The sequence below is a fragment of the Pontibacter anaerobius genome (assembly GCF_026241195.1).
GTDB classification, from domain to species: Bacteria; Bacteroidota; Bacteroidia; order Cytophagales; family Hymenobacteraceae; genus Pontibacter; species Pontibacter anaerobius.
Genome location: NZ_JAPFQO010000002.1, coordinates 74,190 through 99,584, shown reverse-complemented (window position 1 = coordinate 99,584; position 25,395 = coordinate 74,190). Strand labels below are relative to the sequence as shown.

Genomic DNA, 25,395 nt, shown 5'->3' with positions numbered 1-25,395 from the left:
TGGACTACTAATGCCACAGTTTACTACTAAAGGCATTCAGTCCTTCTAAATTGTCTAAGAAAAAGAGATAATATTGTACTAATTTCTATGTAATATATGTGTTATTTAGAATATACAAATAATAAAATATTTGATCTATTCTAATGATGCTAGTATATGGAGGGGGTATTCTATTATTAAAAAGTTAAACCTTTAAGATTTACAGCAAGTTATCCATGAATCACTTTACTTATTTAATTCCTTTTTCAGAAACAAAGTAAAAATAAAGCCTGATATGAAATAGGATCATAATTCATAATAGGCTTTAAACAATAAAGTCAATAGCCTCTCCTCTTCTTAAAAAGAGATAGCCATTTCTGTCTTGTAGCGGGCCGGCCAATTTCTGTTGTTTATTGGATCTGGTAACAGACTTAGGAGAGTCCAAAAAATTTTGTACGCCCTTCATTTGTTTCTCGCTCGTTTGTATTGCCAACTCAAAATTTAATACAGTAGCAGAAAAAGGAATTTTATTATTCATTGGCGGCCTGTGCGGTACAGAAGTGGTGCTCATCATATTAGCTATCGTGCTGCTCTTTGGAGCGAAGCGCATACCAGAATTAGCAAAAGGCTTAGGTCGCGGCATTCGAGAGTTTAAGGACGCCACAAAGGAAATCAAGAATGATTTAAAAGACTCTGCTGAGGCTACCAAGCAGCACGATACGCCAACCGACTCACAGAACCCGCACTAAGTGGCACCTGCATATGCTAGTCGCGGGCGGTGCAGACAAATACACCTGATTGCACCATGGCAAGAAAAGATAGAAGCAAGAAAAAGGAGCTTCAAAGTTCCTGGTGGTGTGATGCATTAATAAATTCGTACTAATAATTTTCGAACTCAGTCCAAAAATTTCACACACTCCAAAGTACTAAAGAAAGGCCAATTTTGTACTTAAGATGATTGTTAAAAAGAAAACTATACTTCATTCGCTCGCGCCAAAAACTGTTCGCGATGTGTAAGGCCTACTGGTATGGCTCTGCCGGCTACGGTTACCTGGTGCCTTTCGATAACATCCATGTGGACATAGATGTCCCTGGCAGAATGCTTTCGGACCCGGAGGGTCGAAAGAGCAGCATATAACACGGATGTTCTTAGCCTAACGGCATTGGCCAACTCTCTAAGCTTAAAACAAAGGTTTAAGCTTCATAAAAGTAAAAAATCCGCTCCCCCCATCATACCCAAATGGATGAGCTGTGTGATTTTTTATGTGAACTTGGAAAAGTATGGATATACAATTTGTGAAGTATAAATCTGCGAGTTGACACTACAACTACTAACGTTGCCGGATTTGAATTTTCAAGCCGGAAGAAGCATAGTATGTTTGGAGCATGAAACAGGCTACCAGCCTGACCATCAACCACTAAGTAAAATGTAACTATGCAGATCCTACGCTATTTCTCAGTATTTCTTCTGGTGGCTTTCCTGCAACCTCTGCACAGCAAAGTTACCCGCTACAAGGCATCTGGCTGGGCAAAACGGTCGTTGAATATGGATGTACAGATGAACACGCTTTCGAGATAATCAGGTGTAACGTCAAGCTGTTTACAGCCGTGGTGCACAGCCTATACCAGAAAGCTTTTGATATACCTGTAGAGGAGGTTTCGACTACAGGCGACACTGTTGTGCTTCAGATCAAGTCCCTGAACGCTACTTATACAGGCATCTTGCAGGATACCACTACCCTGCTGGGGGGGGCTGGCGCAGAACAGCAACTACACTTTTCAACTTAACATGAAAAAGGTAAACCGGCTTCCTGTTTCTAAAGCACGTCGTCCGCAGGAACCTGTAAAACCATACCCTTACCAGGAACTGGAAGAGACCTTTTCACCGGATGTGGTGGAATATATGGTAAACTGGATGAACAGCCTCGATCTTCCAGAAAGCAGAAAGTAGCAGAACAGCAAGAGTTTATCTATCGCGGATAAAGCCGGCTTCATCTATACTTTTGGCAGGTTTATATAATATCATGATTAAATATTGAGGTTCTCTTTTTCATCCTTTAGAGAAACGCTACTTTTGCGGCCGATTTCGGAGGAGTAAAAAGAAGACTCCAAATCGTTACGCAACCCAATACCTACTAAAAATAAAACCATGAAAAAAATCGTATTAGCCGGGCCAGGGCTAACCCCATTGCGCCTGTTCCAAAAGTATGTCTGCCATCTGCAAACCATCACCCCCTTGCTTCCTGGCTCCTTAACCATCAAGTAAAAGGCATAACCCCAACTAAAGTCTCTCCAAAGGAAGTCCTTCAGGATTATACTTTTAAAATTCTGAAGGACTTCCTCAGGAGCTTAGAAGAAGAGCACTGGTTAGTCTGGCGCTGTTGCTTTGCCTCTGCAGCCAACTCATACCACTACCACTACATAGCTACAAAATAAAATTAAGATGAAAAGACTGATTTCTTCTGTTTTGCTGCTGCTTTGCTTGCTTTCTACGGCGGCAGTAGCACAGGAAAAAATAACCCTGAGCGGCCACGTGAAAGACGAAGCCTCCGGGGAAGGACTGATCGGCGCCTCGGTGAGTGTGCAGGAACTACCTGGCACCGGCGTAGCCACCAACGAATATGGGTTTTACTCCCTCACCTTGCCAAAGGGAAACTACACACTGCTTTTTAACTACCTGGGCTACGTTACCGCCAGCAAATCCATGGATCTCACCACTACTCAGAAGCTTGACGTGGGATTAGGACAGCATGCTACCGCCCTGAAAGAGGTAGAAATTACCACCCGCAAAGAAGACAACAACGTGCGCTCCATGGAGATGAGCACCCTTAAAATGCAAGTAGCGGAGATAAAGACCATGCCGGCCCTGCTCGGTGAGGTAGACGTGGTAAAAGCGATTCAGTTACTGCCGGGCGTTCAGAATGCCGGGGAAGGAACCTCCGGATTTTACGTGCGCGGCGGCGGGGCTGACCAGAACCTGATCCTGCTCGATGAGGCACCGGTGTACAATGCATCCCACCTGATGGGCTTCTTCTCGGTTTTCAATGCGGATGCCATCAAGGATGTGCAGCTGTATAAAGGCGGCATTCCGTCACAGCACGGCGGCAGGCTCTCTTCGCTGCTCGATATCCGCATGAAAGAGGGCAACAACCAGAAGGCAGAAGTATCCGGCGGTATCGGCACCATCTCCAGCCGCCTGACGGTAGAGGCCCCGATCATCAAAGACAAAAGTTCTTTTATACTTTCCGGGCGCCGCACCTATGCCGATATTTTCTTCGGGCTGAGCAACGATGAGAATATCAAAGGCAATGATCTGTACTTCTACGACCTGAACGCCAAGGTAAACTATACTTTAAATGACAAGAACCGGCTCTTTGTGTCCGGTTACTTTGGGCGTGATGTGGCCGCCACCAAAAGCTTTATGATGGACTGGGGCAACGCCACCGCCACTATGCGCTGGAACCACCTTTTCAACAACAGGTTATTCTCCAACACCACCTTCATCTTCTCCGACTTCGATTACGCCATGGGCTCAAAGGAAGAAGAGTCAGAGTTTACCTGGAAATCCCACATCAAAGATTACGGCATCAAGAACGACTACACTTACTTCCTGAACCCGAAAAATCAGTTACGGTTCGGCCTGCACGTAACCTACCACAACTTTATGCCTGCCGAAGTGAAACCCGGCGCTAAATCGTATGTGAATGAGCTGAAGCTGAACTCTACCAGCGCCCTGGAAGGGGCTGTTTACCTGAGTAACGAGCACCGGGTTACGCAAAAGCTCACACTGGATTACGGCCTGCGTTTGTCCAGCTTCACAAGTATGGGGCCGGGTAAAGTATATCTCTATGATGATGCTTTTGAGACGCCGGTTGATACCCTAAAGTATGGTCGCTTCGAAAAGATAAAGCAGTATGGCGGACTGGAACCACGTATATCGGCCAAGTATGAGCTGAACGAGGTGAGCGCTGTGAAAGCTTCTTACAACCGTACACTGCAATACCTGCACCAGGTATCCAACTCCACTTCTGCCACACCTTTTGATGTATGGATTCCGAGCAGCACCTATGTAAAGCCCCAGTTAGCCGATCAGGTTGCGGCCGGCTACTTCCGCAACTTCGCCGATAACATGTTCGAGGGTTCGGTGGAAATATACTACAAATGGATGGATAACCAGATAGATTATAAGGACTACGCAGAGATCTTCCTGAACGAGCGCCTGGAAACAGAGCTGCTGCGTGGTACAGGAGAGGCCTATGGTGCCGAGTTTTACCTGCGCAAGCAAAAAGGCCTGCTGACCGGATGGCTTAGTTATACTTTGTCAAAGACGGAGCGCACAGTACCGGGCATTAACAACGGCAACCCATACCCGTTGCGCCACGACCGTCGCCACTCCGGCAACCTGGTGCTGGCTTACCAGTTCAGCCCAGGTATAAACTTCGGGGCTAACTGGACCTACAGCACCGGCGGAGCCATTACCATGCCGGTAGGCCGCTACGAGTATAACGGCAAAACGTACCCGGTTTACTCAGAGCGAAACGGCTATCGCCTGCCTGCTTACCACCGCCTCGATCTGTCGGCCACCTATGAGAAGCCGCACAACGAGTTTAAGAAGTATAGCGGCAGATGGACCCTGAGTGTGTACAACGCCTATGCCCGTAAGAACGCCTTCTCTATATACTTCCGTGAAAATGAGGAGGACAACACCAAAACAGAGGCCGTGAAAACATACCTGTTCGGCCTGATGCCTTCGCTTACTTACAACTTTAAATTTTAAACAGGCAATCCGATGAAAAAGGCAATATTATACCTGACCGCCATGTTGGCGCTGGCTTTTACAAGCTGCGAAGAAGTGATAGACTATGAACTGAGAAACGCGGACTCGAAGCTGGTGGTAGAAGGGCTGATTACAGACCTGCCCGGTCCTTATACCGTGCGTCTCTCCCAAACCAAAGGCTACCTTAGCGAAGGCCTGGCACCTAGTGTAAACGGGGCGCTTGTGATCGTGTCGGATAATCATGGTACCGTAGACACACTGCAGCAAGTGGGTGAAGGCTTATACAAGACCACCAAAATACAGGGCACAGCAGGCTACACCTATTACTTTAAAGCCACTGTAAATGGAGAGGTTTATAGCGCACAAAGTTACATGCCCGCCGTTGCACCACTAGACTCCCTTACCTTTGAGTACCAGACTGCCATGGAAGAGGAAGACGAAGGCTACCACCCGTTCATCCACTTCCGGGACCCGCAGGGCAAAGGCAATTATTACCGCTGGAACATCTATGTTAACGATATGCTGGAGCCGGACGAGCTAGCTGTATTAAGTGACGAGCTTTACGATGGAAACTACGGCCACGCTGATATGGGATTTGCCCTGAAAAAAGGAGACAGGCTAAAGGTAGAAATGTATGGCATTGATAAGCCGGCCTACAAGTTCTGGCTGGCGCTCGCCAATCAACAAAACTCGGCCGGTGGCCCTTTCGAAAGCACGCCGGCTAATGCCCCAGGCAACATCAGCAACGGTGCCATGGGTTATTTCGGTGCCTCAGCCGTGTCTGTAGTGGAGGCAGTTGTGGAGTAATCTTCTTATAAGAATGTCAGATTAGGTGAAGCCGGACAGCTAATAATGTCCGGCTTCTTCTTTTATACCGGTAGCGGTTTTTAAGCACTGGCAAAGTTTTTTACAGTGAATGCGCTTCTACACTACTACCCCCGCTTAACAAAATACTAAAAAGACTGGCAGCACAAGAGTATATTTTCTATATTGAATGTTGTAAACATCTCACAATCAAAAAACAAGCAACATATGAGACTACTTGTACTTCTGCTCTTGTTATCCAGTACTGCTTTTGCACAGGATATTCCGTTCCGCTGGGACGAACTTACCGCGAGCGACTGGCCAAAGGCGCTGGAAAAATCGAACCGCACCTGTATTCTACCTATCGGTATCCTGGAGAAACACGGCCCGCATGCCCCCATGGGCTCCGACCTAATCCATGTTCGGGAGTGGTCGGCACGCGCTGCAAAGAACGAGTATGCGGTGGTATTCCCGGATTACTTCTACGGGCAGGTTTTTGAGGCACAGCAGCAACCTGGCACTTTTGCGCTGCCAAGCAGGGTGGTATGGGATCTGCTGGATGCCACTGTGGCGGAAATAGCCAGAAACGGTTTCGATAAGATAGTGATCGTGAACGGCCATGGAGGCAATCCACAGTTGCTGCGCTACTTTGTACAGTCGCAACTAGAGAAAAGGAGAAACTATGCCGTCTACTTTTTTGACCCGGTTCAAGATCCAGCTTTTACAGAGAAAGTGAATAAAGTGCGTAAGTCTGATCCGTCCTGGGACCAGCACGGTGGCGAGAACGAAACCTCGACCCTGCTCTACCTGCGCCCCGATCTTGTAAAGCAGGAGCGGGCAACACAGGAGTCCGGTGTTAACCAGAAACGCCTGCCGTCGCTTCCGAATCTGTACACCGGCATCTGGTGGTATGCCAGCTACCCGAACCATTACGCCGGCGAGGGGGCAAAAGCATCGAAAGAGCTGGGCAAGCTGCTTACCGAAAACAAAGTGGAAGCCTTAACGAAAGCGCTGAAAGCTGTAAAATCAGACACCAAGACGCTGGAGCTGCAGAAAGAATACTTCGACAAGGCTGACAAAGTTGGCGGAAGATAACACATGAACTTTGCCTTGCGGGTTACTAATCGGCTGCAAGGCAGAGTTTATACTTGCTACAGGTTATCCTGCAGCTGATACTTCACCCCGACTAAATAAATCTTACGTCCATATACACATTAGGCTTCTTCAAAATAAGAATTACATGAAACGACTTTTATTCCTGCTCCTGCTGATAGCGCAGGTAACCACAGCTCAGAACATCCATATTATCCCAAAGCCCGCCAGTGTGCAGGTAAAACCTGGTAAGTTTACGATCACTCAAAACACCACTATCGCTGTAGCAGATAAAGAAGACAGGAAAGCGGCCGAGTTTCTGAACGAATACCTGCAGGAAGTATATGGTTTTAAGCTGGACATCGATAAAAAGGAGAAGAAAGACTACATTCGCCTCTCCACGCGCAAGCCATCAAAAGCTGCTGAGAAAGATGCCTATACTTTAAACATAACCGAAAAAGGTGCTACCATAGAAGGCGACACGTATGCCGGCACTTTTTATGGCCTGCAATCTCTGATTCAGTTGCTGCCGGTTGCTAAAAGCACCTCGTTGGAAGTACCTGCTGTAGTGATACAGGATGCGCCTCGGTTTTCGTACCGCGGGATGCACCTCGATGTATCACGCCATATGTTCCCGGTTTCATTCATCAAGAAGTATATCGATTACCTGGCCTTGCATAAGATGAACTACTTCCACTGGCACCTGACCGAAGACCAGGGCTGGCGATTGGAGATAAAGAAGTATCCGAAACTTACAGAAGTGGGCGGTTACCGCGATGGCACCATCATTGGTCGTTACCCAGGCACCGGCAACGATAACAAACGCTATGGCGGCTTCTATACACAGGAAGAGGCAAAGGAAATCGTAAAGTATGCTGCAGACAGGCATGTTACTGTGGTGCCGGAGATCGAGATGCCTGGCCATTCCAGTGCTGCACTCACCGCTTACCCATACCTGGGTTGCCCAGGCACTGGGCCTTACAAGGTAGAGCAAACTTGGGGTATTTTTGATGATGTATACTGCGCCGGCAAAGACTCTACTTTTACTTTCCTGCAGGATGTAATGGACGAGGTGCTGGCTATTTTCCCGTCTAAATACATACATGTTGGCGGCGACGAAAGCCCGAAAGCTAACTGGAAAACCTGCCCCCTTTGCCAGAAAAGAATTAAAGAGGAAGGCCTGAAAGACGAACATGAACTGCAGAGTTACTTTATCCAGCGCATGGAGAAGTATATCAACAGCAAAGGCAGAACTATAATAGGGTGGGACGAAATATTGGAGGGCGGCCTGGCCCCGAACGCGATCGTGATGAGCTGGCGCGGCGAAGAAGGAGGTATTGCTGCAGCAAAGCAAAACCACTACGTGATCATGACGCCGGGCTCGCACCTTTACCTTGACCACTCCCAGAGTCAGCGGGAAGACTCTGTTACCATTGGCGGCTATACAAGTGTAGAGAAAACGTACAGCTACGACCCTGTTCCTAGTGAACTCACTGCTACGCAAGCAAAGTATGTGCTGGGAGCGCAAGGCAACGTTTGGACTGAGTATATGAAAACACCGGCAAAGGTTGAGTACCAGATCTTCCCGAGAATGACTGCCCTGAGCGAGGTGCTTTGGACGGCTCCGGAAAAGAAAGACTGGAAAGACTTTGAAGGCCGGCTGCTTACCCAGTTCAAACGTTACGAACTGTGGAATACCAACTACAGCAATGCCTTCTATGACATAAAAGCGGATATTACGCCCACGCCAGACCACCAGGGTGTTATGGTTAAGCTAAACGCCAAAACCGACCTGGGTGAGTTGAAGTATGCCATCAAGGGAAAACAACCCGAATCAGTCTATACTTCGCCGCTTGTGCTGAAAGAATCTGCCCAGGTAAGAGGCATGTATTATAAGGATAATGCGCTGGTAGACTCCCTGACACTACAGCTGCACGTAAACAAAGCCACCGGAAAGCAAATCGCGCTTAACGAAAAACCATCTGGCTACTTCCCGGGCAATGGTGCTTTTACGCTGGTGGATGGAATCCTTAACAAGAAAGGCGGCCGCACACACGAGTCGATTGGCTTCTCTGGCAGCGACCTGGAGGCTACTATAGACTTAAGTGCTGAACAGCAGATAAGCCATGTGGTGGTGCATGCCCTAAATGCAGGAGGCACTTATGTTTACCCGCCAAAGGCTGTAGAAGTATACGGGTCTGCCGACGGAGAAAACTTTAAACCGCTAGGCACTGCCAACACTGTGACGCAGGTAGAGGGTTCAAAGGCCATTATAAAAGTTGATTTCGCTCCTGCCACAATACGTTTTGTGAAGGTAGTGGTAAGAAACCAGCAACGCGTTCCTGAAGGCAAGCAGGGCGAGGGCGAAAAAGCCTGGCTATTCCTGGATGAGATACAGGTAAACTAAAAAAAGTAAGAATCTTACATATTCCATTTTATAGTCCTTCGTTAAAGTATACTTAGAGCACAGAAAAGCCCTGCAGCAATAGCTGCAGGGCTTTTTGAATTATTTAACCAGACAGAATTTCCTGATTTGAGGCGGTTTACTCCGGTTGCAGCACTAGATATCGGAATAGTTGGTCGGGTGCAGCAGGTAAATATCCGCCCGCAGAAAGTTATTGGCATACTCCGGCATAGCGGACATTTTTTTCCATTCCGGATCCTGCGAAAAGCTCTTCCAGCGTGCCTCACGATCAGCAAAGTTTTCAAAACTCGTCATGTACATCAGGTTGGGCATTTTGTTGCTTGCCAGCACTTTCCCGTAGAAAACAGCATTAAAGCCAAGCCTGTCAAAAAGCTGTATTTCACCATTGTTAAACATGTCTACTTTATTTTGATGGAGTTTTTCAGTGGCTGCCTCGTAGCTTCGCAACTCGTAGATCCGTTCCGACGGGGATGAGGCCAGGTTCGGGGCCTTCATGGCAGGCATACCGGCAAAGGCCTGCATCAGGCTTGTTTCGATACGCTGATAGTACGGCTTATCGTGGGCGGCTTGAATATACGCCTCGCCAGCAGCGGCGTATTTCTTGTCGTGGGCCAGCTTGTCTTCCAGCCCTGCAAACTGCTCCAGCGATGTAAAGGGTAGCAGCACATACACCTTTGGCTCTGAAGAGTGGTTTTGATCTACCTCGTTAGCAGGTTTAAACACCCCTACCTGCTTAATGCCAGCCCGGTGCAAGGCCGGCAGGTAAGCCTGTTCAAGATAGTGGTCCAGCCGCGCCTCCTGCTCCTTGTCTTTCAGGTGGTATACTTTGAGTTGGTAGTAAGATTGCTTCTGTGCAAAGCTATTTATCTGGCTTAAAAAGATAAGTGCAAACACGGAGAGGCAAAAGGCTATAAAGCCGGTTCTTCTAAAATTCATCATGATTGATTTAATATATCCGGAAAGTATAAAATACAACTGGTAGCAAGGCTTTTAACTCATTGCGGCGCCTACCCGCTCCAGCAGTGCTTTTGTTTTCAGAATACCCTCTTTTTCTGGAAGGCTCTCCCCTTCGTACTCAATGCCCACATAGCCTGTAAAGCCGGCGTCCTTCACTATTTTCAGCATTTTAGGGTAATCAATCTCCATGGCATTGCCCTGCTTATCGAAGTTAAAGGCCTTGGCACTGACACCTTTGGCAAAAGGCATCAGTTCTGCCACACCTTTGTAAGGGTCATACTCCTCGATGCACTTGCCGTCCCAGAAGCCGGGTCCCTCCCGCTTAATGCACCAGTTCGTGAAGTCTGGCAAGGAACCAATGTAAGGCTTATCCAACTGCCGCAGCACATCAGCCAGCCAGTCCGCGTCTGACGACAAGCCACCGTGGTTCTCGGTAACAAGCTCAATCCCAATCTCATTGCAGTACTCTCCCAGCCTGCCCAGTCCATCCACTACAGCTTCTTTTGCCTCTTGTTTACCTCCAGCACCAAAGGCATTTACCCGAATCATGTTACACTCCAGATACTTCGCGGCGTCCGCCCACTTTTTATGCACATCCACAGCCTCCATGCGTTTGTTCCGGTCCTGGTCGCCCAGGTCGTTTTCCACGTCGATCATGATCATGTTGTTGAGCACACCATTGCCTTTGCTGCGCTTCAGGAGCTCCGCCAGGTACTGCTGATCATTCACCTTGTCCTTAAAGAACTGGTTCACATATTCTACAGTATCAATTTTATACACCTTCCTTGCCAGCCCCGGAAAGTCAAGGGTATCGATCTCTTTGTTGAACAAGGATTTATGCAGCGACCACTGGGCCAGCGATAACTTGAAGAACAACTTTTTGGATGGCTCTATGGCAAAGGCTCCAGGACCTAAAAGTGAAACACCCGCTAAACCGGCAGCTACACTGCCCATTTGCTGTAAGAACTTGCGACGATCAGTTGACATAAGCTTTGTTTTAAGGTTAGGTTTATACTTGAGGATATAGGAAGCAAAACTTACTGGAAACTAAACTTTTATATAGTATAAGGCAAATTATTTCAGCGAAAACCTATAAGGTATACCCCATATACTAGATTCCGGACATCAGCCATACTTTAAGACTTTGGCGCCACTGCAATGCATAACCTTCGGGCGGCTAGCCTACACCGTCTCCCTTAGAACCGGAATGCTTGGCAAAACAACTAAAGGTTGGGCATAAAACTGTGTTGAGGCGGCAAAAATTGGGTGCAATCAAACTGCGTGCTGCAATCTTACCATAAGGCTCATCTGTTCTGTTGCTTTTCCCAGCGGAAGTGCTGCAACCTGCCCGGTAGTAAAAGGCAAGTATAAAATTGCAGGTTTATACTTTAAGCCGGATAGGATGCCTTCTTCTTCAGGAAGCGTTAAAATCACACCTACAACTTATCCCTTTTTACCCACTAGATTTAGGACTGGAATATATGGAATCGTGGCCAGGCAGCAACATTTCAAACTAAACACCGTCCAACCAATAAGTGGTAAGTTAAATATCCATACAGAAATGTATCCAGAGCTATGCATAAACTTTTACTTCTCACAGTTGCCTTTCTGACCAGCATGCAGTGCTTTGCACAGGCTCCGGAAGATAATCCAGAAGACAAGCCTACACTCAAGGTTGGAGGTGCGCTTCGCTTCAACTATAACCTCTCCACCTGGAAAGAAGACCAACTGGAACGTGGCGGAGACTTCGGTTATGATATTTTTCGTGTAAATGTGGAGGCGGCCTACAAAGGCATTAAGCTGAACGCCGAGTACCGGCACTACGCCGAGGGCTTTGGAGGGGGCATGCTCAAGCAGGGCTGGTTCCAGTATGATTTCTCAGACGCATCTCAAATACAGGTCGGGCTGAACCAGGTGCCCTTCGGTATTCAGCAGTACAACTCCAACAACTGGTTCTTCAACATGACTTACTACGTAGGTTTTGAGGATGACCACGATATGGGTGTAAAGTATATACGCGACACGGGGCTCTGGAAATGGCAGGCTGCCTACTACAAAAGTGCCGAGGATCTGGTATTCAGCGCTGCGGAGGCCAGCCCAAACCGCTACTCCTACGACATAACCGGCCGCAACAAAGAAAACAACCAGCTGGACTTTAAGATAGTCCGGCGCATGGGCGACAGCCTGGCACATGAACTGGGCATCTCCGCGCAGGGCGGGCTGCTCTACAACCTGGACACAGAGGAGAATGGCACCCGCTATGCCGCCGCCGTACATTACGAGTATAAAACACCCAGCAACCCGTGGAATGTGAAGCTACAAGCCATGCTTTACCGCTTTAATCCCAAGTATGCAAATGGCAACGACCTTGACTTTGTGGAGATGGGCGCTTACGGGGCCAACTATAACGTAGCCAGCAAGGGGGAAATCTACACGGCGGGCATATCGTACCATATCCCCCTAGAAACAAGGCTGCTGCAGGGAATCGACATCTATAACAACTATGGCTATTACAACAAACGGGTAAGCGGCTATGAGAACTCACACATAAATGTGTTGGGGGCTCTGTTCACGGCCGGCCCTATGTACATCTATACCGATGCCGCCTTTGGATATAACCAGCCCTGGTTAGGGCCAGAGTGGACCAATGCGTTCACCACGGGCACTGCAGGCGAAACAGACTGGCATATGCGCTTTAACATCAACTTTGGATATTATTTCTGATATAACAGATTATTTTAATGAGTAAAGTAGCAAGAAGTGATACAAAGAAGTCGCTGGGCCTGGAAGTAAACGGCCCGGTGTTTTGGTCTTCTATCGTTATCCTGATCATCATAATAGCACTTGTGCTTACCTTCCGGGAAGGCGCAGAAGCATTTTTCAGTGAAACACAGGCCTCGGTTACTTCCAACATGGGCTGGCTGTTCATACTTAGTGTGAACGTGTTTGTGGTATTCTGCCTTTATATGGCCTTCGGTAAGTTCGGGCACATCCGGCTAGGGGGCAAAGAGGCGAAACCAGAGTTCAGCACCTCTTCCTGGTTTGCCATGCTGTTTAGCGCAGGTATGGGCATCGGCTTGTTATTCTGGAGTATAGCCGAACCCATCAACCACTTTCAGACACCCCCTCTGGGCGAACCCGGCACACCTGCCGCAGCCAGGCAGGCCATGAACTTTACGTTCCTGCACTGGGGCTTTCATGCCTGGGCGATCTATGCGCTGGTAGGGCTCTCGCTGGCATACTTTACCTACAGCCGTAAGTTACCCTTAACCGTGCGCTCCGTATTTTACCCCTTTCTGGGCGAACGCATCCATGGGTTGATCGGCGATGTTATCGACATACTGGCGGTACTGGCAACACTTTTCGGTTTGGCCACATCACTTGGCCTGGGTGTAAAACAGGTAGCGGCCGGTCTGCATCATGTTTTTCCGGCCATCGACAGCGACGTAACTACACAGATCATGCTGATAGCCGGCATAACAGCCATCGCCACAGTATCTGTGGTAACGGGGGTAGACAAGGGCGTACGCATCCTGAGCGAGTGGAACATTCGCATTGCCCTGGTTATACTTCTGGCGGTGCTGTTTTTAGGCCCGACTGTTTTTATACTTGGTTCCTATGTTCAGAATACCGGCTCCTACCTCGGCAGTTTCCTGCAACTCTCTTTCTGGAACGAGGCATATTCAACCCGGAACTGGCAGGGAGGCTGGACCGTGTTCTACTGGGCCTGGTGGATTTCGTGGGCGCCGTTTGTCGGCATTTTCATAGCCCGTGTTTCAAAAGGCCGTACCATCCGGGAGTTTGTCCTGGGAGTACTGATCGTGCCATCGCTGCTCTCTTTCCTGTGGATGACCGTGTTTGGCAGTACCGCTTTGCGGGAGGTACTGGCCGGTGAAACGGCAGTAGCCGAGGCTGTGGCAGCAGATATCTCAACAGCACTTTTTGTATTCTTCGAGCAGCTGCCGTTCTCCACTGTTCTTTCGGTGATAGGCATTATATTGGTGGCTGGTTTCTTTGTAACCTCCTCAGATTCCGGCTCGCTGGTAGTAGACAGCTTAACCTCCGGCGGGAGGCCCGACTCCCCTGTGGGTGTCCGTGTTTTCTGGGCTTTGGCTGAGGGTGCCATAGCAGCGGTACTCCTGATAGGCGGTGGGCTGCAGGCCCTGCAAACCGCCGTCATCATAACGGGTCTGCCCTTCGCGCTCATCCTGCTTTTAATGTGCTACAGCTTGTATAGAGGCCTGAACGAGGAACTCACAGAAGAGACCAAGCTCGGCAAGGCGCAGCAGCGAAAAGATTACCAGCAGCTTGTAGCCGAGGTAATAGCCAAGCGTGCCGTAAAGCATGACGTGAAAACTCCAGTAGAACGTAAAGACGATACTCCCCATAATCCAAAGCCATGATTGCAATTGATTCCATGATGGTCTGCCTGGACCTGAGCGATATAGACGAAACGCTGGTAAGATTTACACGCTCGGTTTGTGAGCGCCTGCCGGTAAAAAAAGTATACTTTGTACACAACATCAAGACTTCCGAGCTGAGCGATGATTTCCGGGAGTACTTTGGTGACGTGAATATAAGCGACGAGATTGAAGGCAACATAGCTGACATCGTTACAGAGCATTTTGCTAACTGCACCGACTATGAGATTCTGGTAAGCGAGGAGCCCAACACCGAAGTTATACTTGCTGACCTGGTAAAACGCTACACGATAAAGCTGACACTGCTGGGCAAACGCATGAGCGATAAAAGTACAGGAGCCCTGGGCACGAAACTGCTGCGGATCCTGCCCTGCAGCGTGCTGGTATTCCCGGAAACGGCCAGCTTCAAGATTGCCCGTGTGCTCACGCCCATTGATTTTTCGGACACGTCGCTACACGCACTTCACCTGAGCAAAAGCCTGGCCGACCAGTTGGGGCTTGCCCTGGATATTATGCACGTGTATAAACTGCCTACCCAGTACTTTCCTCTTATTTCGGAAGAGAAAGCGATAAAAAAAGCCGAGGAGGTAGTAAAGGAGCGGTTTACGGACATGCAAAAACGCCATAAAGAGATAGCCGGCATACCTTACACGTTGGTGCGGGCCGCCGGAAAAACAGTGGCAGAGCGCATTAACCTGCAGCTGCAGAAGGGAAAACACGATCTGCTGGTCGTCGGTTTGAAGGGACATAACCCCATTCCATCCCTGAGCCTGGGCAGTGTGCCAACCGAACTCTATAACATGGACATAGACATCCCTATCTGGCTAGTGTATTCTGAAGAGGTGATCAAGTAGGAGGCTATACTTTGCCTATTCCATTTATCAGGTGCGTGATTCCTGTCACGACCATGTCTATGCCTATGGCACCCAGGAAGAAGCCGTTTATACGCAGGAGCAATTCCATATTTTTATCGAAAGCCAGCTGTACTTTTTTAGAGCCCATGCTACGCCGTATTTGCTTCATGCCCATAATAAACCCAAAGTTGATGAGCATGATCAGGAAGAGCGACAGTACGCCTTGCCATAGTTGAAGCTCTTCCGACATCAGCACAGTGAGGGAGATTGTACCCGCGCCTACCATAAAAGGTAAGGCAATTTCAGAGGCCAGGTCATGCAGATCGCCTTTGATCTGGATAAATGCCTTCTTGCCCTGCACAATAAAAATGTAAGCAAAAGAGAACAGCACAATGCCGCCGAATATCCGGAACGACTCAAAGTTAATGCGAAACACCTTCTGAAAAACCACATCTCCTAACAACAGGAACACCACGAAAATAGAGAAAGAGATTACGGAAGCCTTTAGAAACACAGCCCTGAAGTCAGCTTCAGACAAGTCGCTCATTACAGGCTTTAAGTAAAGGAAAAGCGCAAAGGGGTTCAGCATTACCAGAAAACTAAGTATAGCGGCTATCATAGGTAAGTTAAAGTATGGATTTTATGAACTTGGAGTTACGGGACAAGAGGCAGGAAGATTCCAGAAAATGCTTTAGCACAAACTTAGAGTGGCACTTTCGGATAGTTTTGCACCTCTGTTTCTTTGCCGCTTTTGGTGCTTACTAACCGGCTGGGCCTGTCCTGCTTCGCCACCTCATGCGCCCTCGACAGTGCCTGCTCCTCCTCCTCGAAAGCCTCTATCAGCTTCCTGTCATGGTCCAGCACACACCACTGTTTTTTCTCCTCATTCCACTGCACCCGATAGGTTTTCACAGGCGCCTTATTTCGGATCAGGTCAATTATAACCTTGCCGTCGCTGTAGTTACCGTCCGGGTAAGGCATGGGCAGCAGGGCAAAGAAAACATAGTATAAAGAGAAGTAGGTGAACTGGTAGGTAAGTATGCCGGCTTCCAGCACCTCGTTTTCGATCAGGTATACCACCGCCACCGCGGCCAATCCATTAAAAAGCGAACCTCCTGCAAAAATAAGAATATGGGCAAAGCGCTGGTTTCGCTTCAGGTTATCAAACGTGCAGAGGCCATACCAGAAATAGTACTGCCGAACCTCCAGGATCCCCACCTGGAAAAGCACTCTCCCACTTCCTACCGTTACCCTGATATTTTTACCCCCCATCAGCCAGGCAAAGAACACGTGACCGGCCTCATGCACAAAAGAGATAATGGGCAGCACCAGGAAGAAGGCAAATAAGAACTTCGGTAAATCGTTTATTCCAAACATATCGGTATCTGTTACGAATTTTGAAACCTAAGATTCAACTTAGTTTCACATTTCATCCTGCGGCAAATCCCGCCAAGGCATACTCTCTCCGCTATTTTACTCAACCAGAGCGGCATAAATGTATCGCCACTGGCATACTTTCCCTTTTTTCCGTAATCTTATAGGTTAAATCTCTACCGATATGAAACACTTCTTCACACTGTTTTTCTTAATCGCCGCTGTACTTCCTGTATCCGCACAGCAAACCCAAAAGCCAGTGATACACGGCAAAAACTGGATAGCCATAACGGGTAAACCTCTGGCTGCCACTGCAGGGGCCATGACTTTCCAGAAAGGGGGCAACGCTGTGGACGCTGCCTGCACCATGCTTGCCGCCACCTGCACCATGTGGGATGTGCTGAGTTGGGGCGGGGAAACGCAGGCGCTGATCTACAACCCTAAAACAAAGAAAGTAATAGCCATTAACGCCCTGGGAGTTGCCCCAACCGGTGCCACGCCTGAGTTCTTCAAAAGCAAGGGATACAATTTTCCGCCTGAGAATGGCCCTTTGGCAGCCACAACACCCGGCACCCCCGGAGGTTTGATGCACATGCTGGCCAATTACGGTACCCTCAGCCTGGAACAGGTGTTGGCACCTGCTATGGAAATGGCAGCCGGGTACCCTATGGAAGCGCAGACAGCCAACAGTATTGAGCGCAATAAAGAGCTGATTAAGCAGTGGCCTTACAGTAAAAAGGTGTTCCTGACACACCCTGGCGAAGAGCGGGAGGCTCCGGAAGCAGGTGAGATATTTGTGCAGCAGGACCTACTGAACACGCTTACCAAACTTGTGGAAGCGGAAAGAGCCGCTCTGAAAAAAGGAAAGAGCCGCAAAGAGGCCATCATGGCAGCCTACGACAGGTTTTACAAAGGCGATATTGCCAAAGAGTTTGTGCGCGGTAGCAAAGAGCAAGGTGGGCTGATCACGATGAAGGACCTGGCAAACTGGAAGCCACTGGAGGAAGAGCCGCTGGTGGCGAATTACAAAGGTATAGACGTGTACAAGCTACAGCAGTGGACACAAGGGCCTGTTATGCTGCAGGCGCTAAACATCCTTGAAAACTTTGATCTGAAGAAGATGGGGTACAACAGCTCGAGGTACATCCATACGCTTTATCAAAGTATGAATCTTGCCTTTGCGGACCGCGACTTCTACTACGGGGATCCATACTTTGCTCCGGCAGAACCCATGAAAGGCCTGTTGAGTGATGCGTATGCCAAACAGCGCGCAGCCCTTATCCAATATGATAAGAACAATCCTCAGGTTGGCCCCGGCGACCCTTACCCTTTTGAAGGAAAGAAAAACCCATACTTAAAACTTCTGAAAGAGAGAGGGTATGAGATAGACACGACAAAACGGAACTTTGCTCCTACCCACGACATCCGCAACGGCTCATCGATGACCGAGTATCAGGACAGGCTGTGGCGAGGCACCACCACTATTGAGGCCACCGATAAGGAGGGATGGGTTGTTTCTATAACCCCGAGCGGTGGCTGGATACCTGCCACAATCGCGGGCAACACCGGTATAGGTATGAGCCAGCGCATGCAAAGCTTTGTACTTGATCCTGCCCTGAATCCCTTTAATGTGGTAGAGCCGGGCAAAAGACCACGGGTAACGCTAACCCCGTCCATGGCCCTGAAAGACGGCAAGCCATACTTGTCTTTTGCGGTGCAGGGCGGCGACACGCAGGACCAGAACCTGCTGCAGTTTTTCCTGAACGTGGTAGAGTTCAACATGACGGTGCAGCAGGCAGCCGAAGCCGCTAACTTCAACACAAACCAGCTTTGGCTCTCTTTAGGAGGTACACAAACAGCGGACCGACAGCCCAAGCCCGGGCATATCCTGCTGCACGACAGCACCCCAGAAAACGTGCGGGAGGAGCTAAAGAAACTGGGCTATACGTTAAGCTTTGACGATCGCACCAGCGGCCCTATCAATGCCATTTACTTTGATTGGGAGCATGGTAGCTTCTGGGGAGGCTCCAGCAACCACGGCGAGGATTACGGAATTGGTTGGTAAATACTATGAACGCCATCCACTACCAGGTTTAAATATGTAGCGGATGGCGTTTACAACACTGAAAGCGTTTCGACCAGGTGGCGGAGTTTGCCAGCATCCGTCACGGCGTTTCCGGTAATGGTGTTGTTAAAGAATACCCATACTTTCTTACCGTCCTGCAGCCAGTCTTTCACCATATAGGCGTAGCGCTCCAGCTTGTCGTCGGCGTAGGCTGAGGCATATAATTTCTCGTCGCCGTGCAGGCGCAGGTATGCCGTGTTGGTGGTAGTGGCCTCCGTACCCGGAAAACGCTTGCCCGCGCTGGCCATCACGATTGTAATGTCATACTCCCGCAGCAGTTCCAGCGACTCTTCCGTAAACCAAGAGGCATGCCTGGCTTCCAAGGCAAACACCTTGTCTGGGTAAAGCTCGCGCAGAGTCCGGTAAAAATCCTCCGCCACCAGCCTGTCGTACCGGAAGCTCCCGGCAATCTGCACCAGCACGGGCCCCAGCCGCTCCCCCATCAGCAGGTACCTCGACATAAACTTCTGCAAGGGCTCTTGAATATCCCGGAACTTCCTCTTGTGCGTGATCTCCTGGTTAAGCTTCGGGGCGAATTTAAAATGCGCCGGCGTCTGCGACAACCACTTTTCGATGGTTTTCGGCATGGTGAAGTGGTAGAAGCTGCTGTTTATTTCCGTAGCGTTGAAACGGGTGGCGTAGTGGCTAAGAAACTCCGCAGACTTCATCTCGGGCGGGTACAAAACCTCCTGCCAACGGTAACTCCAGCCCGAGGTGCCGATGTATAAATTTGGTATCTCCGACATAGTATAAGTATAACAGATAACATATACTTCGCTGCCTTGCCCCGGTTACAACTATCATACTATGCCAAGGTTATACTTCTACAAAGCCCTCCACTAAACACCCTAAGTATAGCCTGCACCCTTTTTCAGCTAATACATTGACTCGAATTGATGAATAGATTTATTTTATGTTGTAGCTTTACCTTATAAAACAAACGCATTGATCGGTAACGTGGGCGCAACTGCGGATGCAGTGCCCAAAGTTGCTTACACTGTTTGAACCACAACTATCTAAACATTACTCCTGCTTATGAATAACTCACAATATGAATTCGGAATGGTCGGCCTCGGTGTTATGGGGAGAAACCTCTTACTTAATATGGCTGATCATGGTATCTCGGTGATAGGACTGGACCTGGACCCGGAGAAGGCTGCTGCCCTGGAAGCTGAAGCCGGTGCCGGAAAACCCGTTCGTGGCACCACCTCCGCCGAAGACTTTGTGAAATCAATTCGCAGGCCGCGCGCCCTCATGCTGCTGGTGCCGGCCGGTAAACCGGTGGATGCAGCTATCAACAGCCTCCTTCCGCTCCTGGAGCCGGGCGATATTATTGTGGACGGTGGCAATTCATACTTCCCGGACACTGACCGCCGCGTGGTGGGGCTGGCCGATAAAGGCATCCACTTTTTCGGGATGGGTATTTCCGGTGGGGAGAAAGGGGCGCGTTTCGGCCCAAGTATGATGCCGGGCGGCAACCGTGAAGCCTACGAGCGACTGCGCCCAATTTTTGAGGCCGTGGCAGCTAAGGTAAACGGGGAGCCTTGCGTTACTTACCTGGGAAATGGCTCGGCCGGCAACTATGTAAAAATGGTGCACAACGGCATAGAGTACGGTGTGATGCAGCTGATTGCCGAAACCTACGACCTGTTGAAGCGCGGATTCGGTTTCTCTGACGAGGAGCTGCAATCTGTCTTTCAGGGGTGGAACCAGACGGAGCTGCAGTCTTTCCTGATCGAGATAACCGGCGAGATACTGCAGAAGACCGATGAGGTGACAGGAAAGCGCCTGGTAAGTATGATCTCCGACAGGGCCCGCTCCAAAGGAACCGGCAAATGGACCTCACAGAACGCCATGGACCTGCAGGTGCCTGTGCCAAGTATAGACATGGCCGTGCTGATGCGCGATATGTCGAAGTATAAGGAAGAACGTGTGGAGGCGGCCAAACTGTTGCCAAATCATACTTTCGAAACGGGTATTAACACCGGTAAGCAGGAAATCGTAAGCCAGATGCAAAATGCCTTTTACTTCGCCATGGTTTCCACTTACGCTCAGGGTATGGCACAACTGCGTGTGGCTTCTGAAGCCTATAACTATGGGCTGCAGCTGCAGGAGGTGGCCAAGATCTGGCGCGGAGGCTGCATCATCCGGGCCGTTTGCCTGGAGGACTTCCGTCAGGCGTACGAAAAGAACAGCGAGCTGCCTAACCTCCTCCTCGACCCGAAAGTAGGAAAGGATCTGCTGGACCGTCAGCAGGATACGAGAACCATCCTGAAATTGGCTATAGACAAAGGTATACCGATGCCTGCCTTTATGGCCTCCCTCAGCTATTTTGATGCTTACCGAAGCGAGACACTGCCAACCAACCTCATCCAGGCGCAGCGGGATTACTTTGGGGCCCATACCTATGAGCGGGTGGACCAGGAAGGCATTTTCCATACCCAGTGGAGCTAAATTTCTAAACTCGGCAGGCTTTTTTAGAGGTATAATGAGAAATCAGAAGTAACCATACTTTACCTTTGCACCGGCTACGCACTACTATAAAGATTTTTGCTCCGTTAAATACCCAATTACATAACACCTGATGAAAGAAACCCAAAAAACGGCCCCCACCATTGCAGTTATATTCGGCGGTACCGGAGATTTGGCAAACCGAAAACTCATACCTGCCTTTTACAACCTGTTTCTGGATGGATGGCTGCCGGAGCAGTTCGCCGTGATCGGCTTAGGGCGTTCTGAACCTAACGACGATGATTACCAGCAGCACCTGCGCGATGGACTGGGGCAGTTCTCGCGCAGCGGCAAGCCTACCGACGAACAGTGGGAATCCTTCCAAAGCTCCATCTATTACCTGCAGTCCGATATAAACGACCCGGAGTCTTACAGACAGCTGGCTGATAAGATTGAGGGCATAGAAGCTATGTGGGGCACCCGCGCCAACAGGATGTTCTACCTCTCCGTATCGCCCCGTTTTATTGAGGCAATTACCGTAAACCTCGGGCTGGTGGGTATTGCCAGCAACCCGGAACTTGACCGCATTGTGGTGGAGAAACCTTTCGGACATGACCTGAAATCAGCCAAGGAACTGAATCAACTCCTGACCCGCACTTTCCAGGAGTCGCAGATCTACCGCATAGACCATTACCTGGGCAAAGAGACAGTACAGAACATACTTGCTTTCCGCTTTGCCAACGCCCTTTTTGAGCCGCTCTGGAACAGGAATTACATTGAGTACGTGCAGATAACGGTGGCAGAGGAGGTTGGCGTGGAAGACCGCGGCGGCTACTACGAGGGAGCCGGCGCCTTGCGCGACATGATCCAGAACCATTTGCTGCAGCTGCTATGCATGGTCGCCATGGAGCCTCCCATCTCTTTCGAGGCCGAGGAGATACGTAACAGAAAAGTGGATGTGCTGCAAGCCGTTCGCCGCCTCTCGCGTGAGGAGGTGGGCAAGTATGCCGTTCGCGGGCAGTACGGCCCGGGCTGGATGAAAGGCAAACAGGTGCCAGGCTACCGCCAGGAGGCCGGGGTAGACCCGCACTCTACGATAGAGACCTACGCCGCCATTAAGTTCTATCTCGATAACTGGCGTTGGCAGGGTGTGCCGTTTTACCTGCGCACCGGTAAACGCATGCAGGAGAAAACGACCTCCATTACCGTGCAGTTCCGCTCTGTGCCGCACCTCACGTTCCCGTCGGCCATGTCGGATAATATCCTGCCGAACCGCCTGATCATCAACATACAACCCCAAATGGATATCCGCCTGAGGTTTATAGCCAAAAAACCAGGCTTGGATATGGCCCTGACCCCGGCTGAGATGGTGTTCGACTTTAACGCGTACTCGCACCAATCGCAATCGCCGGAAGCCTATGAGACCCTGCTGCTGGATGCCATGCAAGGCGATGCCACTTTGTTTATGCGCTCTGACCAGGTAGAAGTAGCCTGGGATGTGATTACGCCGATCCTGGAAACCTGGGAATCAAGGCCGTCGCTGGAATTCCCGAACTACCCGGCCGGCATGTGGGGCCCGGAGAACGCCGAGGCATTAATTGCGCGCCAAGGCCATACCTGGACCGTGGCACAGGCGAAGTAGAATTTAAAAGACTTACACGTATGGTTACCATCTTTAAAGATACAGCTTACCTCAGCCAGCAGGCAGCCGAACTGTTTGTGCAGGCGGCGCAGGAGGCGGTGCAGAAAAATGGCCGTTTCACGGTGGCCTTAACCGGAGGATCATCCCCGAAGCAACTGTACCAACTGCTGGCCCAGGCTCCGTACAAAGAGCAGGTGCCGTGGCAGCAAACCTATATTTTCTGGGGCGATGAGCGCTGGGTGCCTTTAACCGATGAGCGAAGCAACGCCAAAATGGCCAAAGAGCTGCTGCTCGATAAGGTACCTGTACCGCAGGAGCAGATTTACCCGATGTGGGATGAAATGGAGCCAGAGAAGTATGCTCAAAAGTATGAGCAGATCCTGAAGGACCATTTCCAGGACCAGTCCCCTGCCTTCGACCTGATCTTGCTGGGCATGGGCGACGACGGCCACACGGCCTCTCTGTTTCCGGGTACCGAGGTGCTTCAGGAGAAATCCAGCTGGGTGCAGGCCTATTACCTGGCGCCACAGTCCATGTACCGCATCACCTTAACCGCACCGCTTATTAACCAGGCCAAAAGGGTCCTCTTCATGACGTTTGGAGATGGCAAAGCCCAGGCGCTGCACGAGGTGCTGGAAGGCGAGCGCAACCCGGAGCAATACCCGTCGCAGCTCATAAATCCCTTAAACGGGTCGTTGTATTGGTATGTGGATGATAAAGCCGCTTCGCGGTTAGAAAAGTTTAAATAAGACTACAGTATGAAACTGCCTCTCCTTTAAGTATGAGAGGCAGTTTTTTTATACTTTGGATTTGTCGTGAACGCATCGAGAACGGTAAACCCTATACACATCATTCATCACGAAGTATAAAAGTATAAACCCACGCCGATACCGCTAACCTGAAGCCAAACACATCGTTTTACAGGCTGGACCTAAACCTTATACCCATGCACTTTATCACGTTATACTCCTTAAGCTTTGCGGTATCTATACTTGGTAACCTGTACCAGCAGCACATTGTGCAGCCCACTGCTCCCGGAAGAACAGAGCAGCAGATGCAGCAACAGGAAAAATTGAAGGGAGCCTGGCAACTGAGCTCTGGCACAGTACAATTTGCCACCCTGCCGAAGGGTGCCACGGCAGTGGCCATGATGGAGGACGGATACTTTACCGTTGCATACTTTGATAAGGCTGGCAAACAGTTCCTGGGCACCTTTGGTGGAACCTATACGTTGGCAGCAGATGATATGCTAACACGAGAGTTTGAGTACAACACCTTGGACACCGCTACGGTAGGCACACAGGATACCCTGATGTATACCCTCCAAAACGGACAGCTGCAACTAACGGGAGATAACCTGAAGCAGACCTGGGCCAGAGCAGACAAGAACACCGCCTCACCTCTGGAAGGCACCTGGCGCATTACAGGGCGTGCCGGGGAGGATGGCAAAGTGAACCCGATCCATACCTCCGGCCCCAGGAAAACGCTCAAAATTCTGTCGGGTAACCGTTTCCAGTGGATAGCTTTTAATACGGAGACGAAAGAATTCTCCGGCACAGGCGGTGGCACCTATACGGCAGAAAACGGAAAGTATACCGAGCACATCGAGTTCTTCTCCCGCGACTCCAGCCGCGTGGGCGCAAGCCTCGGCTTTAATTATAAAGTGGAAGATGGTAAGTGGCTGCACAGTGGCCAAAGCAGTACAGGCAAAAAAATAAACGAAGTTTGGGAGCGGGAGTAAAAAACCTTAGCCTAAGATTACCGGGCCATATTCGCCATTGATTTATACTTTGACTGAAAGGAGTTTATAAAATAATTAACCTCTTTTGCGTGGCTCAGCACGGATTTGTAAATTTTTTATCGTACATTGTAAAAAATAATGAACAAATATGCCTGCAAAAATGTAGTAGGTGTATAATAATCAAAACAATATGAATAACGGAACAGTAAAATTCTTTAATGACACAAAAGGCTTTGGGTTCATTAAAGAAGCAAATTCAGATCAGGAGTACTTCGTACACGTATCAGGTTTGGTACACGAGATCAGAGAAAATGACGAAGTGACTTTTGAGCTGCAGGAAGGCAGAAAAGGACTAAATGCGGTTAATGTTAAGCGTGCTTAGTTTTAACATATAAGTCATTAGTAAAAGAGCCTTACGTTCAGTAAGGCTTTTTTATTTACCTGTGGCAGCTGACATGTGTTTGCTGCGTTCCGATTTAATTAACCAAAACCCTCTCTCATGAACAGAAAGTATATCGTAGACCCAACCACACGTGAGTATTTATGCGTAGCCTTAAAGAAGGGACAGGACTGGATACCAAACAACCAGGACGAGCTAAAAAGCTTTATGAGCTCACGCTCTAAAGAAATTGAGGCGGAAAAAGAACTGGTGTCAGGCGAGTTTAACGACAATTCTTTTTTTGAGAAATGGATTCGCAACGGCACAAATTTCCTGTTCCGTTATTAAAAATGAAAGGGCTGCAGCGCCCCATT

Annotated in this window: 24 protein-coding genes; 18 read left to right on the top strand and 6 right to left on the bottom strand. The window is 49.4% G+C overall.

All coding sequences use genetic code 11. The features are described 5' to 3' along the window. Window positions 1-304 precede the first annotated feature (304 nt). Window positions 305-517: a hypothetical protein gene (locus OO017_RS03825; protein ID WP_266051482.1), complete on the bottom strand. Its 213-nt coding sequence runs from the start codon at window positions 515-517 to the stop codon at window positions 305-307. Here OO017_RS03825 and tatA point away from each other — a divergent pair. From tatA to OO017_RS03785, 8 genes are all read left to right on the top strand, one after another. Further along, window positions 504-728 carry a twin-arginine translocase TatA/TatE family subunit gene (gene tatA, locus OO017_RS03820; RefSeq protein WP_266051476.1) on the top strand — a complete coding sequence of 75 codons (225 nt, stop codon included), beginning with the start codon at window positions 504-506 and terminating at the stop codon, window positions 726-728. The genes OO017_RS03825 and tatA overlap by 14 nt on opposite strands. 260 nt (window positions 729-988) lie before the next feature. After that, window positions 989-1,117 (top strand): hypothetical protein, encoded by a 129-nt coding sequence (locus OO017_RS03815; protein ID WP_266051121.1) that lies wholly within the window; start codon window positions 989-991, stop codon window positions 1,115-1,117. A 470-nt stretch (window positions 1,118-1,587) separates the two neighbouring features. Then, a complete protein-coding gene (locus OO017_RS03810; protein WP_266051120.1) occupies window positions 1,588-1,767 on the top strand; it encodes a hypothetical protein in 180 nt (59 codons plus the stop codon). Window position 1,768: 1 nt separating this feature from the next. Beyond that, entirely contained in the window at window positions 1,769-1,930 is a 162-nt protein-coding gene (locus tag OO017_RS03805; protein WP_266051119.1) for a hypothetical protein, read from the top strand. Window positions 1,931-2,422: 492 nt separating this feature from the next. Then, on the top strand, window positions 2,423-4,756 hold the full coding sequence (locus tag OO017_RS03800) for a TonB-dependent receptor (protein WP_266051118.1): 2,334 nt from the start codon (window positions 2,423-2,425) through the stop codon (window positions 4,754-4,756). 12 nt (window positions 4,757-4,768) lie between these two features. Beyond that, window positions 4,769-5,563 (top strand): DUF4249 domain-containing protein, encoded by a 795-nt coding sequence (locus tag OO017_RS03795; RefSeq protein ID WP_266051117.1) that lies wholly within the window; start codon window positions 4,769-4,771, stop codon window positions 5,561-5,563. A 225-nt stretch (window positions 5,564-5,788) separates the two neighbouring features. Then, window positions 5,789-6,655 carry a creatininase family protein gene (locus OO017_RS03790; protein ID WP_266051116.1) on the top strand — a complete coding sequence of 289 codons (867 nt, stop codon included), beginning with the start codon at window positions 5,789-5,791 and terminating at the stop codon, window positions 6,653-6,655. Window positions 6,656-6,800: 145 nt separating this feature from the next. Further along, window positions 6,801-9,059: a glycoside hydrolase family 20 protein gene (locus OO017_RS03785; protein ID WP_266051115.1), complete on the top strand. Its 2,259-nt coding sequence runs from the start codon at window positions 6,801-6,803 to the stop codon at window positions 9,057-9,059. Between the two features lie 153 nt (window positions 9,060-9,212). Here OO017_RS03785 and OO017_RS03780 read toward each other — a convergent pair whose 3' ends face one another. Together OO017_RS03780 and OO017_RS03775 are read right to left on the bottom strand one after the other, a co-directional pair. Further along, window positions 9,213-10,016, bottom strand: coding sequence for an NIPSNAP family protein (locus OO017_RS03780; RefSeq protein ID WP_266051114.1), 804 nt, complete (start codon window positions 10,014-10,016; stop codon window positions 9,213-9,215). 51 nt (window positions 10,017-10,067) lie between these two features. Further along, window positions 10,068-11,021, bottom strand: a complete 954-nt coding sequence (locus OO017_RS03775; protein WP_266051113.1) for a sugar phosphate isomerase/epimerase family protein — start codon at window positions 11,019-11,021, stop codon at window positions 10,068-10,070. Between the two features lie 588 nt (window positions 11,022-11,609). Between OO017_RS03775 and OO017_RS03770 the strand changes: the two genes are divergently transcribed. Genes OO017_RS03770 through OO017_RS03760 form a run of 3 tightly spaced genes read left to right on the top strand, consistent with a single transcriptional unit; the run spans window position 11,610 to window position 15,309 of the window. Continuing rightward, a complete protein-coding gene (locus tag OO017_RS03770) occupies window positions 11,610-12,758 on the top strand; it encodes a putative porin (RefSeq protein ID WP_266051112.1) in 1,149 nt (382 codons plus the stop codon). Between the two features lie 17 nt (window positions 12,759-12,775). Then, window positions 12,776-14,437, top strand: coding sequence for a BCCT family transporter (locus OO017_RS03765; protein ID WP_266051111.1), 1,662 nt, complete (start codon window positions 12,776-12,778; stop codon window positions 14,435-14,437). Continuing rightward, a complete protein-coding gene (locus OO017_RS03760) occupies window positions 14,434-15,309 on the top strand; it encodes a universal stress protein (RefSeq protein ID WP_266051110.1) in 876 nt (291 codons plus the stop codon). Before OO017_RS03765 ends, OO017_RS03760 begins: the two co-directional genes overlap by 4 nt. Before the next feature lie 4 nt (window positions 15,310-15,313). On the opposite strand, the gene OO017_RS03755 is transcribed toward OO017_RS03760, so the two are convergent. Next, window positions 15,314-15,928, bottom strand: coding sequence for a MarC family protein (locus OO017_RS03755; RefSeq protein ID WP_266051109.1), 615 nt, complete (start codon window positions 15,926-15,928; stop codon window positions 15,314-15,316). 83 nt (window positions 15,929-16,011) lie between these two features. After that, window positions 16,012-16,686 carry a M50 family metallopeptidase gene (locus OO017_RS03750; RefSeq protein WP_266051108.1) on the bottom strand — a complete coding sequence of 225 codons (675 nt, stop codon included), beginning with the start codon at window positions 16,684-16,686 and terminating at the stop codon, window positions 16,012-16,014. Between the two features lie 181 nt (window positions 16,687-16,867). On the opposite strand from OO017_RS03750, the gene OO017_RS03745 reads away from it, so the two are divergent. Continuing rightward, a complete protein-coding gene (locus OO017_RS03745; protein ID WP_266051107.1) occupies window positions 16,868-18,748 on the top strand; it encodes a gamma-glutamyltransferase family protein in 1,881 nt (626 codons plus the stop codon). 50 nt (window positions 18,749-18,798) lie between these two features. Here OO017_RS03745 and OO017_RS03740 read toward each other — a convergent pair whose 3' ends face one another. Next, the gene (locus tag OO017_RS03740; RefSeq protein ID WP_266051106.1) at window positions 18,799-19,554 is read right to left on the bottom strand and encodes a DUF72 domain-containing protein; all 756 of its coding nucleotides are present in this window, start codon (window positions 19,552-19,554) and stop codon (window positions 18,799-18,801) included. Window positions 19,555-19,843: 289 nt separating this feature from the next. Here OO017_RS03740 and gnd point away from each other — a divergent pair, with 289 nt between their 5' ends. The 6 genes from gnd to OO017_RS03710 all read left to right on the top strand — a co-directional run bounded on the left by gnd (window position 19,844) and on the right by OO017_RS03710 (window position 25,369). Then, entirely contained in the window at window positions 19,844-21,262 is a 1,419-nt protein-coding gene (gene gnd, locus OO017_RS03735; protein WP_266051105.1) for an NADP-dependent phosphogluconate dehydrogenase, read from the top strand. 130 nt (window positions 21,263-21,392) lie between these two features. Further along, window positions 21,393-22,901 (top strand): glucose-6-phosphate dehydrogenase, encoded by a 1,509-nt coding sequence (gene zwf, locus OO017_RS03730; RefSeq protein ID WP_266051104.1) that lies wholly within the window; start codon window positions 21,393-21,395, stop codon window positions 22,899-22,901. 20 nt (window positions 22,902-22,921) lie between these two features. Next, window positions 22,922-23,650, top strand: a complete 729-nt coding sequence (pgl, locus tag OO017_RS03725) for a 6-phosphogluconolactonase (RefSeq protein WP_266051103.1) — start codon at window positions 22,922-22,924, stop codon at window positions 23,648-23,650. Between the two features lie 197 nt (window positions 23,651-23,847). Continuing rightward, complete coding sequence (locus OO017_RS03720) at window positions 23,848-24,642, top strand: DUF4488 domain-containing protein (protein WP_266051102.1); 795 nt, start codon at window positions 23,848-23,850, stop codon at window positions 24,640-24,642. A gap of 190 nt (window positions 24,643-24,832) precedes the next feature. Beyond that, window positions 24,833-25,024, top strand: a complete 192-nt coding sequence (locus OO017_RS03715; protein WP_266051101.1) for a cold-shock protein — start codon at window positions 24,833-24,835, stop codon at window positions 25,022-25,024. A gap of 117 nt (window positions 25,025-25,141) precedes the next feature. Then, on the top strand, window positions 25,142-25,369 hold the full coding sequence (locus OO017_RS03710; protein ID WP_266051100.1) for a hypothetical protein: 228 nt from the start codon (window positions 25,142-25,144) through the stop codon (window positions 25,367-25,369). Window positions 25,370-25,395 lie beyond the last annotated feature (26 nt).

Excerpts from the sequence above, each read along its gene's own strand:
- OO017_RS03760 (WP_266051110.1), top strand. The coding sequence starts at position 14,434 with ATGATTGCAATTGATTCCATGATGGTCTGCCTGGACCTGAGCGATATA.
- OO017_RS03795 (WP_266051117.1), top strand. The coding sequence starts at position 4,769 with ATGAAAAAGGCAATATTATACCTGACCGCCATGTTGGCGCTGGCTTTT.
- OO017_RS03740 (WP_266051106.1), bottom strand. The coding sequence starts at position 19,554 with ATGTCGGAGATACCAAATTTATACATCGGCACCTCGGGCTGGAGTTAC.
- OO017_RS03780 (WP_266051114.1), bottom strand. The coding sequence starts at position 10,016 with ATGATGAATTTTAGAAGAACCGGCTTTATAGCCTTTTGCCTCTCCGTG.
- OO017_RS03775 (WP_266051113.1), bottom strand. The coding sequence starts at position 11,021 with ATGTCAACTGATCGTCGCAAGTTCTTACAGCAAATGGGCAGTGTAGCT.
- pgl (WP_266051103.1), top strand. The coding sequence starts at position 22,922 with ATGGTTACCATCTTTAAAGATACAGCTTACCTCAGCCAGCAGGCAGCC.
- OO017_RS03720 (WP_266051102.1), top strand. The coding sequence starts at position 23,848 with ATGCACTTTATCACGTTATACTCCTTAAGCTTTGCGGTATCTATACTT.
- zwf (WP_266051104.1), top strand. The coding sequence starts at position 21,393 with ATGAAAGAAACCCAAAAAACGGCCCCCACCATTGCAGTTATATTCGGC.
- OO017_RS03765 (WP_266051111.1), top strand. The coding sequence starts at position 12,776 with ATGAGTAAAGTAGCAAGAAGTGATACAAAGAAGTCGCTGGGCCTGGAA.
- OO017_RS03750 (WP_266051108.1), bottom strand. The coding sequence starts at position 16,686 with ATGTTTGGAATAAACGATTTACCGAAGTTCTTATTTGCCTTCTTCCTG.
- OO017_RS03790 (WP_266051116.1), top strand. The coding sequence starts at position 5,789 with ATGAGACTACTTGTACTTCTGCTCTTGTTATCCAGTACTGCTTTTGCA.
- OO017_RS03770 (WP_266051112.1), top strand. The coding sequence starts at position 11,610 with ATGCATAAACTTTTACTTCTCACAGTTGCCTTTCTGACCAGCATGCAG.
- OO017_RS03805 (WP_266051119.1), top strand. The coding sequence starts at position 1,769 with ATGAAAAAGGTAAACCGGCTTCCTGTTTCTAAAGCACGTCGTCCGCAG.
- OO017_RS03785 (WP_266051115.1), top strand. The coding sequence starts at position 6,801 with ATGAAACGACTTTTATTCCTGCTCCTGCTGATAGCGCAGGTAACCACA.
- OO017_RS03825 (WP_266051482.1), bottom strand. The coding sequence starts at position 517 with ATGAATAATAAAATTCCTTTTTCTGCTACTGTATTAAATTTTGAGTTG.
- OO017_RS03815 (WP_266051121.1), top strand. The coding sequence starts at position 989 with ATGTGTAAGGCCTACTGGTATGGCTCTGCCGGCTACGGTTACCTGGTG.
- OO017_RS03800 (WP_266051118.1), top strand. The coding sequence starts at position 2,423 with ATGAAAAGACTGATTTCTTCTGTTTTGCTGCTGCTTTGCTTGCTTTCT.
- OO017_RS03710 (WP_266051100.1), top strand. The coding sequence starts at position 25,142 with ATGAACAGAAAGTATATCGTAGACCCAACCACACGTGAGTATTTATGC.
- OO017_RS03755 (WP_266051109.1), bottom strand. The coding sequence starts at position 15,928 with ATGATAGCCGCTATACTTAGTTTTCTGGTAATGCTGAACCCCTTTGCG.
- OO017_RS03715 (WP_266051101.1), top strand. The coding sequence starts at position 24,833 with ATGAATAACGGAACAGTAAAATTCTTTAATGACACAAAAGGCTTTGGG.
- OO017_RS03745 (WP_266051107.1), top strand. The coding sequence starts at position 16,868 with ATGAAACACTTCTTCACACTGTTTTTCTTAATCGCCGCTGTACTTCCT.
- gnd (WP_266051105.1), top strand. The coding sequence starts at position 19,844 with ATGAATAACTCACAATATGAATTCGGAATGGTCGGCCTCGGTGTTATG.